Origin of the sequence: Peribacillus sp. ACCC06369, assembly GCF_030348945.1 — a bacterium.
Taxonomy (GTDB): Bacteria; Bacillota; Bacilli; order Bacillales; family DSM-1321; genus Peribacillus.
Genome location: NZ_JAUCEN010000002.1, coordinates 505,374 through 520,902, shown reverse-complemented (window position 1 = coordinate 520,902; position 15,529 = coordinate 505,374). Strand labels below are relative to the sequence as shown.

General features: G+C 41.7%; 13 protein-coding genes, 1 riboswitch and 1 other annotated feature. Of the genes, 6 read left to right on the top strand and 7 right to left on the bottom strand.

Features of this window, described 5'->3' with window-relative positions:
• Positions 1–308: 308 nt before the first annotated feature.
• Positions 309–659, bottom strand: coding sequence for a winged helix-turn-helix transcriptional regulator (locus tag QUF78_RS03290; protein WP_289323548.1), 351 nt, complete (start codon positions 657–659; stop codon positions 309–311).
• A gap of 124 nt (positions 660–783) precedes the next feature.
• Between QUF78_RS03290 and QUF78_RS03285 the strand changes: the two genes are divergently transcribed.
• Positions 784–1,407: a nitroreductase family protein gene (locus tag QUF78_RS03285; RefSeq protein ID WP_251431985.1), complete on the top strand. Its 624-nt coding sequence runs from the start codon at positions 784–786 to the stop codon at positions 1,405–1,407.
• Positions 1,408–1,584: 177 nt separating this feature from the next.
• On the opposite strand, the gene QUF78_RS03280 is transcribed toward QUF78_RS03285, so the two are convergent.
• From QUF78_RS03280 to QUF78_RS03260, 5 genes are all read right to left on the bottom strand, one after another.
• Positions 1,585–2,589 carry an ABC transporter permease gene (locus QUF78_RS03280; protein WP_289323547.1) on the bottom strand — a complete coding sequence of 335 codons (1,005 nt, stop codon included), beginning with the start codon at positions 2,587–2,589 and terminating at the stop codon, positions 1,585–1,587.
• A 1-nt stretch (position 2,590) separates the two neighbouring features.
• Complete coding sequence (locus QUF78_RS03275; protein ID WP_289323546.1) at positions 2,591–4,093, bottom strand: sugar ABC transporter ATP-binding protein; 1,503 nt, start codon at positions 4,091–4,093, stop codon at positions 2,591–2,593.
• 56 nt (positions 4,094–4,149) lie between these two features.
• Complete coding sequence (locus QUF78_RS03270; RefSeq protein WP_289323545.1) at positions 4,150–5,262, bottom strand: sugar ABC transporter substrate-binding protein; 1,113 nt, start codon at positions 5,260–5,262, stop codon at positions 4,150–4,152.
• 118 nt (positions 5,263–5,380) lie between these two features.
• Positions 5,381–5,486: riboswitch (SAM riboswitch) on the bottom strand.
• 97 nt (positions 5,487–5,583) lie between these two features.
• Positions 5,584–8,325 (bottom strand): GTPase domain-containing protein, encoded by a 2,742-nt coding sequence (locus tag QUF78_RS03265; protein ID WP_289323544.1) that lies wholly within the window; start codon positions 8,323–8,325, stop codon positions 5,584–5,586.
• A 501-nt stretch (positions 8,326–8,826) separates the two neighbouring features.
• Positions 8,827–9,000, bottom strand: coding sequence for a hypothetical protein (locus tag QUF78_RS03260; protein ID WP_164468807.1), 174 nt, complete (start codon positions 8,998–9,000; stop codon positions 8,827–8,829).
• A 210-nt stretch (positions 9,001–9,210) separates the two neighbouring features.
• Positions 9,211–9,459 (top strand) — a binding site (T-box leader).
• Positions 9,460–9,557: 98 nt separating this feature from the next.
• Between QUF78_RS03260 and brnQ the strand changes: the two genes are divergently transcribed.
• The 5 genes from brnQ to QUF78_RS03235 all read left to right on the top strand — a co-directional run bounded on the left by brnQ (position 9,558) and on the right by QUF78_RS03235 (position 14,527).
• Complete coding sequence (gene brnQ, locus QUF78_RS03255; RefSeq protein WP_289323543.1) at positions 9,558–10,889, top strand: branched-chain amino acid transport system II carrier protein; 1,332 nt, start codon at positions 9,558–9,560, stop codon at positions 10,887–10,889.
• Positions 10,890–11,011: 122 nt separating this feature from the next.
• Positions 11,012–11,944 (top strand): aldo/keto reductase, encoded by a 933-nt coding sequence (locus tag QUF78_RS03250; protein ID WP_289323542.1) that lies wholly within the window; start codon positions 11,012–11,014, stop codon positions 11,942–11,944.
• A 198-nt stretch (positions 11,945–12,142) separates the two neighbouring features.
• Positions 12,143–13,042: a DMT family transporter gene (locus QUF78_RS03245; protein WP_289323541.1), complete on the top strand. Its 900-nt coding sequence runs from the start codon at positions 12,143–12,145 to the stop codon at positions 13,040–13,042.
• Between the two features lie 115 nt (positions 13,043–13,157).
• Positions 13,158–13,865, top strand: coding sequence for a 23S rRNA pseudouridine(2604) synthase RluF (rluF, locus tag QUF78_RS03240; protein WP_289323540.1), 708 nt, complete (start codon positions 13,158–13,160; stop codon positions 13,863–13,865).
• Positions 13,866–13,945: 80 nt separating this feature from the next.
• The gene (locus QUF78_RS03235; protein ID WP_289323539.1) at positions 13,946–14,527 is read left to right on the top strand and encodes a hypothetical protein; all 582 of its coding nucleotides are present in this window, start codon (positions 13,946–13,948) and stop codon (positions 14,525–14,527) included.
• A 22-nt stretch (positions 14,528–14,549) separates the two neighbouring features.
• On the opposite strand, the gene QUF78_RS03230 is transcribed toward QUF78_RS03235, so the two are convergent.
• Positions 14,550–15,518 carry a sugar phosphate isomerase/epimerase family protein gene (locus QUF78_RS03230; protein ID WP_289323538.1) on the bottom strand — a complete coding sequence of 323 codons (969 nt, stop codon included), beginning with the start codon at positions 15,516–15,518 and terminating at the stop codon, positions 14,550–14,552.
• Positions 15,519–15,529: the final 11 nt, after the last annotated feature.

Below are 15,529 nucleotides of genomic sequence, written 5' to 3'. Positions count from 1 at the left end.
TATGAATTGCATCAATTTTGTAACTTGATATTAATACCTGGTACTAATTATAAAGCAAAAAAAATCTTATGCAACTAACCGTTACCTTTAAACCCATAAGAAAAAGAGCGGGGCAAAGCAACTACTTTAAAGTAAAGCACCTGTTAGTTTAATACAATCTCTAGAGAGACTGCCAAAAAGTTCATCTTCAAAACATTTCCTCTAATAACGTATTTCTTACAATTATACTGAGAGCTTGAATAAATCCTGCTTCCCATCACTGATCTTGTCAAAAAAAAAGCCATTCTCCTAGTTGAGGCAGTTCTTACTTATTTATGATGACGACAGATTTGTTCTTGTCTTTCGAGGTTTTGTTCGGCTGCATATGTAGTGCCCCATTCACACATTGTATTTAATACAGGTACAAAGGATTGACCCAACTCAGTTAAACTGTATTCCACTTTTGGTGGTACTACTTTATATACTTCTCTTCGGACAAGCCCATCTCTTTCCAACTGCTTTAATTGGTCGGTTAAGACTTTCTGGGTAATGGCCGGTATTAGAATATAAAACTCCTTCGTCCTCATTGGTTTTTGACTCAGAAAAAAGAGGATTAAGCATTTCCACTTTCCTCCTACAGTATTCATGAAAATATTTATTCCAGTATTTAGACTCTTCATTACTCATTCCTCCTGAATAGGCACATAAAGGTGGCTATTCCACTTTATTGTGCGTTATTTTCTACTACATCATGGTCCATTATACTCTGATTATGAAGCAAATATAACATTGGGAGTGAACAGGATGAGTGTAAGAGAGATCATAGAAAAAAGACGTTCCGTAAGGCAGTATGATCCCCATTATAAAATTAGTCCAGAAACGTTGGCGACATTTATTGAAGGAGCCAGTAAATCGCCTAACGGAAACAATATTCAAGCAACACGATACCTGGTTATAGATGAACCATATTTAAAGAATTTGTTACTGCCCATTGCTTTTAATCAGCAACAGGTAATTGAAGCATCAGTACTGATTGTTATATTAGGTGATTATCAAGCATTTGAAAAAGAAAATATCATAATGATACATGAGGATGAGTTTCAAAAAGGTTATTTTGACGCATCAGTAAGAGATTATCTAACAAACGCGGCAATCAATTATTATCTAAATAAATCAAAAGAAGATTTAAAGGTTGAATTAATAAGAGACGCAAGCCTGGCGTCAATGTCGTTAGTTTTATTGGCGAACGAGGCAGGTCTTGAAACCATTACAATGTCCGGGTATGATTCCGAACAATTAAAGTCAGCCTTAAAAATTTCTGATAGGTATTTAGATGTTATGCTTATTGCCATGGGGAAAGGAATTAAAGAGGGTCACAAAACAGTAAGACACGATGTTAACAAAGTCATTTATAAAAACAAAATATAGTGAGTGTAATTACTTTTTAAAAATTTGGATATTGGAAATTAGTGTGGAAAGAGGGTTAAAAAGAACCCTCTTCCCCTATCTTCTTATTCTTTCGTTAAAACTCACCACGAGTTGCCATTCTCTTATATCATCCACATGCAACTTATCATATAGTCATATTAACGTGACGGATTCACTTTAGTGTTTTTGTTTGTAATAGGTTACCGCGAGCGCAAGGGCCAGCACTGTTCCTTTGACGATATCCATCGCATAATACGGAACTGACATCATGATGAGCCCATTTTGAAGGATTCCGATCAGGACTGCACCGACGAAGGTTCCAAAGGCATTCGGTTTTCCCGCTCCTAAAACGGAGGAACCAATGAAGGCTGCTGCAACGGCATCCATTAAATAAGGGGACCCTGAATTGATTTCCGATGTCATGACCCTTGAAGCAAGGACAATCCCCCCAATTGCAGCTAATAGAGCCGAAAGCAGATAGGCAAGAACTTTGTATTTATTAACCGATATCCCGGAAAGTCTTGCCGCTTCCTTATTTCCGCCAATAATGTACATATAACGACCATGCTTCGTATAAGTCAAAAAGATATGGGTCGCTATCACAATGGTTGCCATGATCAGGATTATCCATGGTACCTGGCCAATTTTGGCGAAAAGGGGGCTGATCAGACCTGTTGCGAAGGTCCCATCGGGCATGACCATATTTTGCGAAACCGTGGCCCCTTTTGTATAGGTTAGGGCAATTCCCTGGATAATGAACATGGTGGCCAATGTCATCAGCATGTCGGGAATTCTCAATTTAACGATCATGAACGAATTTAAAGCCCCTACGACAAGTGAGGCACCGATCGCAGCTAATATGGCGATAAATGTATCCTGCGAAAACCAGACAAACATTGATATGACGATGGCATTGGCCAATGATGCGACGGAACCGACGGAAAGGTCGAAGCCATCCACCGTAAGGGATATCGTAATGCCGATCGCAATGATGGTCACGATTGAAATGGAACGCAGGATGTTGATCAGATTAGTAGTTTGAATGAAAGATGGATTGGACACGGCAAAAATTCCAATCAGAATGATAATCGTCAATATTGTGCCGTATTTATAGAAAAAGTCGAATAGCTCCACCTTTTTCTTTGCTTTCACTGTCTGTGTAACAGGAATGGGTACGCTCATCCTATTTCCCTCCTGTTGAATAGAATAGTAGTTCTTCTTCATTCGTTTTGTTCGTTTCGAATTCGATGACAGTGCTCCCGTCATATAACACATATGTCCGTTTGGTAATGCCAATGATTTCGGAAAGCTCGGATGAGGCATAAATGATCGCTTTTCCATTCCTCGCAAGCTTAGCAATCAATTCGAAAATATCCTTCTTGGCTCCAACATCGACCCCTTTCGTCGGTTCATCGAATATGTATACATCCGCATCGGCAATAAGCCATTTTCCAATGGCAACCTTTTGCTGGTTACCACCTGAAAGGTTTTCGACTTTCACTTCCCCGGAAGGAGTTTTAATTCCGATACTGGCGATCATTTCTTTCGCCTTTTCCTTTTCCGCCTTACGATCCACGAAACCAAATGTTCTGCAGAATTTGCCGATACTGGCTGCAGTCAAGTTCGCCGCGACCGATTCCTGAACAAGGATCCCTTCTTTCCTGCGTTCCTCAGGTACAAGTGCCATGCCGCTTTTTACTGCATGGTGCGGTGATTTCAAAGAAAGCTTTCGGCCATTCAGGATGACCTCACCCGCTGTGATCGAAGTATGACCGAAAAGGGTTTTACACAGCTCCGTTTTCCCAGCCCCGACCAACCCCGCCAAGCCTATTATCTCTCCTGCTTTAATATGGAGACTAACATTTTTAACTTTCTCTGCATCTGACAATCCCTTCACTTCAAGAATAACGTCGCCAATCGAAGAATTCACTTCAGGGAACTGTTCCTCCATGGTTTTCCCGAGCATATTCTCTACCACTTCGTTACGGGTGATGTCTTCCATTTTTCGACAAGTGACACGCTCCCCATTCCTCATGACCGTAATTTCCTCACATATTTCAAAAATCTCGGGCAGACGATGTGAAATGAAAATGATTCCCACGCCTTTTTGCTTCAATTCATTTACAATTCGAAAAAGCTCTGTCGTCTCCGTATGACTTAACGGAGCAGTTGGTTCGTCGAGAATCAGGAATTTGCATTCTGTCGAAACGGCTCTTGCTATCAGGACCATCTGTTTTTCAGCCAAGGTAAGGTCTCTTACCAGCTTTTTCGAAGGGACACGAATTTTCATATCTTCAAGAATACAAGAGGCTTTATTGTGCAGCTCTTTCCATTGGACCATCTGTTTTTTTCCCATGTTTTGGACAATATCATTCAACATCACATTTTCCCCAACGGTTAAATAAGGGATGAGGGCCGTATCCACTTCCTGATAAACAATTTGAATGCCTTGTTCCTGCGCCTCTTTTGGTGAGCGGATATCCTGCTTCACCCCATCAATGAATATGTCACCTGAATAATGAACATGGGCTCCCGATAAAACTTTCATTAACGTCGATTTCCCTGCTCCGTTAGCACCGACCAATGCGTGGGCTTTCCCTGATTGTACAGAAAAATCAACTTCACTAAGCGCCTTCACCCCCGGAAATTCAATCGAGATTTTCTTCATTTCTAGTTGCGTGCCCATGTCCATTCCCCCTTATTGAACAGACACTCCCTTCACTGGAAAGAGAGTGTCCCCTTTTACTTTTTATAATGATCTTTCAAAACTTTCATCCAATCTTCTTCAAATTCCGCTGATACACCCCATCCTTCGACAATACCAGACAGATTTGCCATATTTACCGCTTCTTTTGAAGCTTGGATTTCCTTTTGTGAAATAAGTGAAGCCTCTAAGTCATAGGTTTGCGGCGTTTCTTCGCCCGCTAATTTTTTCGCCAATATCCTCATATTCACTGCACCGATCAACTTGGGATCGACTGCTGCCGTGTAGGACCATGAGCTGCCAGCTGATTGAATTTCCTGAAGGTCTGCATTCGACACATCAATTCCGTATATCTTCACTTCATCGCGTCCCGCTTCTTTAATTGCCCGGGCGGCACCGATAGCGAAGGCATCCCATGTTGCGAAAATGGCATCCAATTTACCTTTAGGGTATTTATTCAGCATTGCGGCTACAGCATTTTGTGTTTGAACCGAAGTATCTGCAGACGCCACTCCGAATCTTTCGACTTCTTTAATTCCAGGGTTTTCTTTTAATTTCTCCTGATAAACAGCATTTCTTCTCACCATTGGAGGGAAACCATCCACCCAAAGATACGCAATTGCCGCTTCACCTTTCTGTTCTTCTATCAGTTTATCAAGAGCCAGTGTTGCCAACGCTTCATCATCCTGTGATGTTAATGTTACGCCTTCTATTTTAGTTAGATCGCTTATTGAATCGAATGTAACAACGCTTTTGCCTGCATCAACCAACTTTTGAACGTCATTCACTGTTGCTGCATCATCACCATGGGAGATGATATAGCCGTCATAATCTTCCTGCAAAGCCTGTGCGATCGCATCATGAAATTTAGCCGTATCACCATTGGCTGTATATGTATCCACTTGAAACCCCAGTGCTTCTCCTTCTTCCTTCGCTCCTGCTAAGTATTGGGCCGTATGATCATCACCGCCAATTTTACGGATCACTTTGATTTTGGCTCCTTCCCCATTAGCAAATCTTTCCGGGACATTTTCAAATGATACTTTTTCTTCTTTCTTCGATTCTGTGGAACTCTGCCCTGTAGAGCAACCCGTTAAAAGCAAAGCCGAAGCGATGGCTGAAATGAATATCCCTTTAATAGACCTTCTCATCTTGTTCCCCTCCATATTTTCTTATTAGTCTTATCAGTTAAGTTGGTGTAAGTCCCAAAACAAAAACCTCTCTATTAATATAGAGAGGTTTAATCAGCTGTTCTGCAGACTTATCCCTCTCTTATCTGTCAAAACATTTCTGTTTTGCAGGATTTAGCACCAATTCCTAATGGAACGGTTGCTGGGCATCTTAGGGCCAGTCCCTCCGCCACTCTTGATAAGAGAATATATTGTGTTACGTTTTTCGTAATTATCACTTTATAGGGATATAGTCGTAAAGTCAATAGTTTTTCGAATATTTGAAATGTTCCCCGTTATTTTTCATTTTCTTTGCAGCTGGGCTAGACGCTTTTTCTCGATTTTTTCAAGTCTCTCCAACTGACGTAATTTCACTTCGAACAAAGTGATCGGGTCACGGTAAACTTCCGGATTTTCTTTCATATGCTCCAATGCAGCCTGGTAGTCTTTGATTTCTGTCTGCGTTTGCTCTATCGTTTTTTGAAGTAACGCAAAGGAACTGCGATAGAAAAGTGAGATGTCCCGATCCAAAGATTTTTCAAACAATCCAAATTGGGTAAGGAAACGTTCCGTGATCATTTCGGCAACATCTAGGTAATCTTCACTTTCCAGGTATTTCTTATAACGATTGTACATATTGGCTTTATTTTGCGGTATCGCCCCAAACAGCTTCCCTGCTCCTTTAAGCAGCAATTGTGATGGAGTTCTGCGCAAAAGGATATTAACGTTTTCGATGCGGATACTGCTTGTCATCCGGTCGGCATCACGGCGCCAGTCATCCAATACCCTAAAGTCACCTGCCAGCGTGATCCGTTCTTCTTTGTATAATTCATTGAACCCGGCACTCATTTCATCCATAAACTGCTGGCTTTGTGAGAACTCCATTTGGGAACTGGCAATCCAATCTTGAAGAGAACGGTAATATTGAGGCATGATCTTGTCAGAAATGAATGCTTGAATCCGCTCATTCATTTCCTGGTTTAACTGTACATGGACCTGACTGAAATCACTGCTTTCCGTTAACGATTTAGAGCAATCCCTCAGCAATTCAGGAATTTTAGATGAAAGCTGATTTTTCACTTCATCCTTAAGCGAACTATAAGACCTTATGATATTTTCACTTTTTTCTTTTTCCAAATCAGCCAGTTGATTGACCGCACCATTCAGTTTAACCTCCATCTGTTCATTCCAAGAGATGGAATGCTCGCATTTCCGTTCATTGGCTGCCCGTTTTTCTAACAGATAAGATAAAGTTTTACGAATGAACGCTAGGATTTTTTCAGATCTTCTTTCTTTCCAATTATCATCTTGATAATTCGATTGAAGGAATGCTGAAAGGTCCTTCAACTGCTGCTTGCTGTCATAAAGTTTGGAGAAAGCGAATACTTTTGCATTCGGAAAATATGCATTCACTTTATCCCATGTTTCGTCTTCCATCCGGACTGCGACTTGATCACTATATATCGTATCCATTTTATTCAATAAGAAATGGATAGGCAGTTTCGGAGCCATCATTTGAATTTCCAATAATAGATCTCGTTCACTGCCGGTGAAAGGCGCCCGGGCATCAAGAACGAACATCAGGCCATCACTGCCATGTAAATAGGCTTGGAAATCGGATTCCACGCTTTTCTCCCCATTGAACCCCGGTGTATCCAATAATCGCAGACCATTATTTCTAAGGTAGTCACTGATAATCGTCACATCGACAATAGTCCCGCGCTGACGGCGTGTTTCATCCAATTCAGCCAGCTCCATGACCACTTTGCTATCTGTATCTGTAATCTCTAGGATTTCCAAATCATCCCCGTCTTTGACACTGACTAGGGATGAATGATCTTCGGCAGCAATGCTCTCGCCAACAATTGACTGAATGAAGGATGTCTTGCCATTTCCTGTACTTCCCACAAGAAGAAGATTGAAATTATTAGTATCCTTAAGCCCTTCGACCATCCATTTAAGCTTATTGCCAACCCTTAAATCATTCTCTTCAGCCCATTGGATAATGGAATTGAACAGTTTCTCTCCCGCTTCCAGTCCGCCTCCCAATTTAGGCGATTTTGCCAACAGGCTTTCTGCATCCTGAATGACAAGCGCATTAATCGTATCCGGGAAGATTTCATTCCAGGACAACGCGGATGCCGCTGCAAACAGCGAAAGCTCCCCATCTGCGATTTTCAGCCAGTTTTCCAGCAACCTTGGCACGACGGGGCTTAAATCTTTGATTAGGTGCGTTCCTTCTAATAGACCTGCATATGCATCCCTATAATAGACGGAAAGCTCATCCCATACATCCCCTTGGTTTAATTCGATGGTATCTATCAAGTTATTAATCACTCTTAGCCATTCAAAATAAGAATCCGTATATTTATAATTTTTCCAAAGTGCAACCGTCACTTTTTCGAAACGATCCTGGTCCAGTGTGTATAGCGAACCAAGGACAGTTGAAAAATAATCCGGATCCATCGATTGGGCAACACCCTGCTGGATATACGTTTTAAGCACATCGAACCAGCCCATTGATTCTGTCCGGATACTTTCATTTGCCGCTAATACCACTGCACTGTTCCAATCCTTTTGTTCTTCAAAAAAGGCGCGTGCTATTTCCGTGACATTCGGGTAGTCCGGTTGAAACTCGACTGCTTCTTTCACGACTTTGGAAGCCAAATCATTTCTAGATTCCACTATGTACAGGGAAAACAGTTGCAATAGAACCTCCGTTTTCAAAACCGCTTCATTCGTATCGACGGATTTATAAATATCCTCCGCGGTTGAATACATTTCCAGTTCAAAATAAGCATCGGCGATGTTTTTCTTCGCCCATGAACCAAGCTCACCTTCTATGTTTTCCCATTTGAAAATGGCTGCCTCATAATCATGGTGCTGAAAGTATACTTCACCTTGAGCAAAGCGAATTGCGGTTAAATCCGCCCTTTCCTTTTTTTGTTCCACGAGAAACATTTCACCCAAAGCTTGAATGGGATGCTTCCTTGTATCCTCAATCATCGTTTCATAATATTTTTTCCCGATCAGCCGTTCGTCCATCTTTATTCCCCCGATATATTTCATATTTTCAATTAAAGGATAATCACCGATTTGATAAGCCTTCCAGAAGACCTTCCATGCAATTTTAGAGGTTCCTTTAGTTAAGAAAATTATTTACAAAACCTTAAAATATTATTTTAACAAAACAATATGGTAACAACATGTCACCACTCTTACAATTTTAAAACAGAAACAAGTGGAACTGTAATGATTTTAATAAACAGATACAGAGATGTCATTCCCATATTCGAGAAAAAATGTTTTTTTAGCTTTACCGACTTTTGAAGAAGTGGGCGAAGCATTCTTTATACCACTGAATTACCAGGAGTCCAGCTTACCAACCACCTAATAAACGGTAAATATATGAAGTCACACTAGAACCTTTCACTCATTACTAATATCCCATTTGAACGTTCATATAAAAAAGCAGTACCTTCATTCATGAAAGGTAACTGCTCTCTGATAAGCTCCGAACAGTCGTTGTCCTTTGACAAATTAGGATTATACCCCTGTACGCTTACGTTGGTTATTCGGCTTTTTGGTCAACTGGCTTTTAAGCTGTTTCGTTTTCTTCACAACGCCGGTTTCCAGTTTATCTTTACTTGAACCTGCTTGCTTTTGAGCCAGTTTTTGTTTGACTGCATCCGCCAGGCTTAACTTTTTATTTTCAGACATAATGTTGTCTCCTTTAGTGTTCTGCTTCTATTATAATATAGTTGCGGTTAGAAAGATAATAGGGAGTTATATCCGATTCTTTTTGCAAAAAATACCTCTGAATAAAGGAAGTTTCGCCAACGAGGGACTAATTTCCTGCTCCTTAAATAACGAAATGATGATAAATTATATTGACTTCATAATCAGAATTTGCTAAATTATCTTTATATTATAAAATCTATGAAGAGAAAGAGTAAGATGAGAACCCTGTTCCACAGAGAGTCGACATGTGGTGGAAGTCGATGTCCAAGGCCTATCCGAAAATCATCTCTGAGATGCAAAGCTGAAAATGCAGTAGGCTTTGACGGGTTTCCGCCGTTACAATGGATCACGTATGAATTCGTACGTTGACTGAGTGCCGCAGCTTCTTAATGAAGTGCGGAATATGGGTGGTAACGCGAGCACAAACTCGTCCCTGATTTTCAGGGGCGAGTTTTTTTATTTGCACAAAACACTTAAAACAGCCTTTTTCAGGCCAGTCGGCGGAAGTCATCATTTTTAGAAAAGGAGAAATCACCATGAAAAAAACAGACACATTATTTATCGGCCTTATGCTTTTCTCAATGTTCTTCGGAGCGGGGAATCTTATATTCCCCCCATTTTTAGGTGCATCTTCGGGAACTTCTTTCTGGCCAGCCATTGCCGGCTTTGTCGTTACCGGAGTCGGACTGCCAATATTGGTGCTTCTGGCCGTCTCACTTGTTAAAGGCGGGGCACAAACTATCGGGGCACGTGTACATCCTCTATTCAGCACGTTGTTCATGGTAGTCATTTATTTAAGCATCGGGCCTTTTCTAGCCATTCCACGGAATGCGAATGTTGCCTATGAAATGGGCTTCAAGCCATATCTTGGCGACTCAATGAATCAATCACTATTCCTATTCATATTCACAACCCTATTTTTCATCATCGTTTATGCCATTTCATTGAATCCAGAAAAAATGGAAACCTTCATGGGACGCTGGATTACACCTGTTCTACTTTTGTCCATGGTCGTTCTCTGTGTAGTCGGGTTCGTAAAGCTTGATGCTCCATTCCAAGCCCCAACAGAAGCATATGCAGCAGGAGCATTTTCGAAAGGGTTCATTGAAGGCTACAACACGATGGATGCTCTAGCTGCCCTGGCTTTTGGGATCGTCATCCTTACTTCAATCCAACAAAGAGGGATTTCCGAACGAAAACAATTGACGAGATATACAGTAAAAGCGGGACTCATCGCCGGTGTATTGCTTTCTTTAGTCTATATCTCCTTAGGTGTAATGGGAGCACGCATGGCAGCGGATGGATCATTCGAAAACGGAACGGATATCCTTACTGTCGCATCCACCCTTTTACTTGGAACTGGCGGGAAGGTCCTTCTTGGCATCATTTTCACTTTAGCATGTTTCACCACCGTCGTCGGATTGACGACTGCTTGCGGACAGTATTTCTCGAAACTTTTTCCCAAGCTGAACTACAAAACCGTCATCCTGATCGTAACAATCGTCGGTTTCATCCTTTCTAACATGGGTCTGAATCAAATTTTGAAAGTATCGGTTCCATTCCTTGTGATGGCTTATCCGTTAACGATCGTCCTGATTGCCCTGACATTCTTCAGCCCTCATTTCAAAAACCCGAAGAAAGTATATCGTAGTGCAATGACCTTCACAGGAGTTTTCGCCTTGATAGATGGACTGAATGCATTCGGATTACAATTAGGACCCGTGCAAACATTGAGTGATGTCCTTCCCCTTTCTGCCTACGGTATGGAATGGATCATCCCTGCTCTCGCCGGTACTGCCCTTGGCCTTTTGCTCAGTCAAACCGGACAGACTGCTCCAGCTGAGGAGTTGGAAATCGAAACATTATAATAATGAAGGAAGCAGATGATTTTACAGATCATCTGCTTATTTTTGGGACGCCCTGCATTGCATTATCTTGGAAACCGACATCCACTTTTTGTTATGATGGGATAAAGGAGATGATAAGTAATATGTCTAAACAAACCCGTATTGGTAAAACAGATCTGTATGTAAATCCGATTGGCCTTGGCACAAATGCCATTGGCGGACATAACCTATTCCCTAATCTAAGCGAGGATACAGGAAGGGATGTTTTGAGAACGGCATTGGAAGAGGGAATTAACTTTTGGGATACAGCTTACATTTACGGTCCTGAGCGTTCAGAAGAACTTATCGGTGAAATCCTTAAAGAGACCCGCAAACGCGAGGATATAGTCCTTGCCACTAAGGGGGCACATAAGTTTGTCGATGGCAACATCGTCTTTGATAACTCCCCGGCTTTTCTGAAAAATGCCGTGGACTCGAGTCTAAAAAGGCTCCAAACAGATTACATCGACTTATATTATATCCATTTCCCTGATGAAGGTACTCCTAAAGATGAAGCAGTAGGTGCCTTAAAGGAATTGAAGGACGCAGGCAAAATCAAGTCCATCGGTGTTTCGAACTTTTCATTCGAACAATTGAAAGAAGCGAATAAAGACGGCTATGTCGATGTCCTGCAATCCGAGTACAATCTATTCAAACGGGAGGCGGAACAAGACTTACTGCCCTATACGGCCGAGAATAATATCTCCTTCATTCCTTATTTCCCCCTTGCTTCCGGTCTACTAGGCGGCAAATATAATCAGGAATCAACATTCGAGGACGGCCGGGCAAAAAGTCCGCTTTTCCAAGGACAAGCCTTTGTAAGCAATCTGCAAAAAGTGGAAGAAGTACGGGCGATCGCCAACAGGAAGCATGCCGATGTCGCCGATGTGGTACTAGCTTGGTATTTAACTCGCCACTCGATAGATGTCCTGATTCCCGGAGCGAAAAAGCCAGAACAGGTCTCACGCAACTTACAAGCATTGGCTGTCAGTCTAACCATGGATGAAATAGCCGAAATCAGTGCCATTTTCGCTTAATATAAATAAGAAAAGGCTCTTCAGCTCAAGTTGAACGGCCTTTCTTCATTTTTCCTGCTCTGTGGTTTAATCCTTTCTTGGTTATCATGCATAAAGACTGATACCCCTAGGCCCATTACGTTTTCCTTATATATTGCTTAGAGTCTTCTACTTTGCTATATTTAGTGAATATTCCATCATTTTAGGAGAGGCGTCCTGATGAAAAAATCCGTTGTCATTTCATTTCTTTTCTTAGCAAATTTATTCTGGGCCGGTAATTACATTTTCGGTAAATACGTTGTTACCGAACTTTCCCCGATCCAACTAACATTTACGCGTTGGCTAATTGCCGTTTTCTTATTATTTCCTCTAGCACAATGGATTGAAAGGCCAAACTGGAAGAGTGTATGGAAGGCCTGGAAATTACTATTAGTCATGGGTGTGCTCGGTATCATCAGTTATAATTTTTTCCTTTATTGGGCTCTGACCTATACGACTTCCATGAATGCAGCTCTTGTCAATTCAATTAACCCTGCCATAATTGTTCTTTTTTCGGCTTTGCTGTTGAAGGAGAAAATTTCATCCCACCATGCACTCGGGCTTATCATTTCTTTATTCGGCGTTTTATTGGTCTTAACAAAGGGACATCTTCTGGATATTTTCCATCTCACTTTTAATAAAGGCGACCTATTGATGATCCTGGCGATTATCGTTTGGACCTTCTATTCGATAATCGGTAAAAGACTGAAAAACATTCCGATCATCTCAGCAACTGCCGTTTCCGTATTTCTCGGATTGATTCTCGTCGCTCCGTTTGCCATTGGCTCAGGATTGAACCTTGATTTAAGCAGTAAAGCAATCACGGGACTCATATACATTGGAATCTTCCCATCTGTCGGCTCCTTTATTTTCTGGAATATTTCCCTTCGCCATATCAATGTCAGCCAGGCTGGAGTTTATTTAAATCTGATTGCTGTTTTTACCGCCATTCTTAGCCTGATTTTAGGGCAACCGATTACTATCGTCCAACTCCTGGGTGGTCTCCTTGTCTTCATTGGTGTCTACCTGACAAGTAAAAAGAAAAAAGAATATCCGGCCGCTGTCACAAGGCACATGTAAAAAATGTCCAGAAATCCAAATCAACGAACGCTTTCTTGTCTTTTCCCCTTGTCTACGCAGCATGATTTACGTTATCCTTTAAAGAAGAAAATCTGAATGTAAAGGTGTGCTTTAGTTGAGGATCAATAAATATATCAGTGAATCCGGAATTACCTCGAGACGAGGCGCAGATAAATGGATAGCCGAGGGCCGCGTGACGATTAATGGCACTGTTGCTGAGCTTGGCAGTCAAGCTGAACCCGGCGATGATGTTCGTGTAGATGGCAAGCCCATTAAAGTGGAACAGCAAAATGTCTATATTGCACTGAATAAACCGATAGGGATTACAAGTACGACGGAAAAACACATTAAAGGAAATATTGTTGATTTTGTAAATCATCCGCTTCGCATTTTTCATATCGGACGGCTGGACAAAGACTCAAGCGGTCTGATCCTGCTTACAAATGACGGAGACATTGTAAACGAAATCCTTCGTGCAGAAAACAAACATGAAAAAGAATATATCGTAACCGTGGATAAACCTCTTACCGCTTCCTTCATTCAAGATATGTCATCCGGCGTGGAGATTTTGGATACGAAAACACTTCCTTGTAAGGTTGAGCAGTTGACCAAATATACATTCAACATCACTTTGATGCAAGGACTGAACAGACAAATCCGCCGTATGTGCTCAGCACTAGGCTATGAAGTCCGTGATTTACATCGAATTCGGATCATGAACATCCATTTGGACGGACTGGCGCTAGGACAATGGCGCGACCTGACCAAGGATGAATTGACAGAACTATTTAAGGAATTGGATTATACTCCAAGGCAGAGATGATAATTGAGATGCCCCCAGAATACCGGGGGCATCGTTTTTTTTATTTTAGAAGAGTTTTCAGCAATAATTTTCACTAACTCGTGAATTCCACGCTTTTTCTCGTGATTTCCACGCTTTTACTCGTGAATTCCACGCTTTTACTTGTGAATTCTGCGCTTTTACTCGTGAATTCTGCGCTTTTACTCGTGAATTTCGCGCTGTTACTCGTGAATTCCACGCTTTTACTCGTGAGTTTCACACCTTTACTCGTGAATTCCACGCTTTTACTCGTGAGTTTCACGCTGTTACTCGTGAATTCCACGCTTTTACTCGTGAGTTTCACACCTTTACTCGTGAATTCCACGCTTTTACTCGTGAGTTTCACACTTTTACTCGTGAGTTTCACGCTTTTACTCGTGAATTCCACGCTTTTACTCGTGAATTTTGCGCTTTTACTCGTGAATTCCACTTTACTCGTGAATTTCACGCTTTTTCTCGTGATTTCCGCGCTTTTACTCGTGAATTTCGCGCTGTTACTCGTGAATTCCACGCTTTTACTCGTGAGTTTCACACCTTTACTCGTGAATTTCACTCTTTTATTCTGCGCTTTTACTCGTGAGTTTCACTCTTTTACTCGTGAATTCTACTTTTTTAGGTCAAAAATAAAAAGCAACCTGCTATAGGCTGCTCGTTATCGGCTATAAATTATATCCACCATAAATCAGTCGGGCTTTCATTGATTAGAACAGTTTTAAGGTTGGATACCGCCCGTTGAAATCCTTCTTCTACAGACATCAGCGGATCTTCGTGTTCGATGCTGACGACGTAATCGTAGCCGTATGTGCGAAGGGCGCTCATGATGTCGGACCACTCTTGCAGGCTGTGACCGCATCCGACAGAGCGAAAGTTCCAGGCACGGCTTTGGACATTACCATATGGCTGCATGTCGGTTAATCCATACATATTGATGTTATCCTGATCCAAGTATGTGTCTTTTGCATGGAAGTGGTAGATTGCTCCCGCTTTTCCTAGGATTTTGATGGCACCGACTGGCTCGATGCCCTGCCACCAAAGATGGCTTGGATCAAGGTTGGCGCCTATTGCATCCGATGTAGCTTCCCGTAGTTTTAACAAGGTGTAGGGGGTGTGAACGAGAAACCCCCCATGCAGTTCAAGTCCGATTTTTATATTGTGTTCATCGGCAATGGCGGCTACTTTTTTCCAATAGGGGATCAATTTTTCTTCCCATTGCCATTTTAGCACATCTGTATATTCATTCGGCCATGGGGCGACAGGCCAGTTTGGATATTTAGCTCCTTCGTGATCACCGGCTGTACCTGAAAAGGTATTGACGACCGGGACGTTCAGTAAGGATGCAAGCTTGATTGTTTTAATCAGTGTTTCATCACTTTCTTTAGCGAATGCTTCATCTGGAGAGATTGGATTGCCGTGGCAGCTGAATGCACTGATCGTCAATCCTCTTGTTTGAACGGATTCCAAGTATTTTTGGCGCTTTTCTTCACTTTCCAGCAGTTCATCAAGTGGACAGTGGATATTGCCTGGATACCCGCCTGTACCGATTTCAACTGTTTTTAAACCGGAATCTGCCACATAATCAAGCATATCCTCGAATGATTTTTGAGCAAATAACACTGTAAAAATCCCTAATTTCACAAGCCCCACCT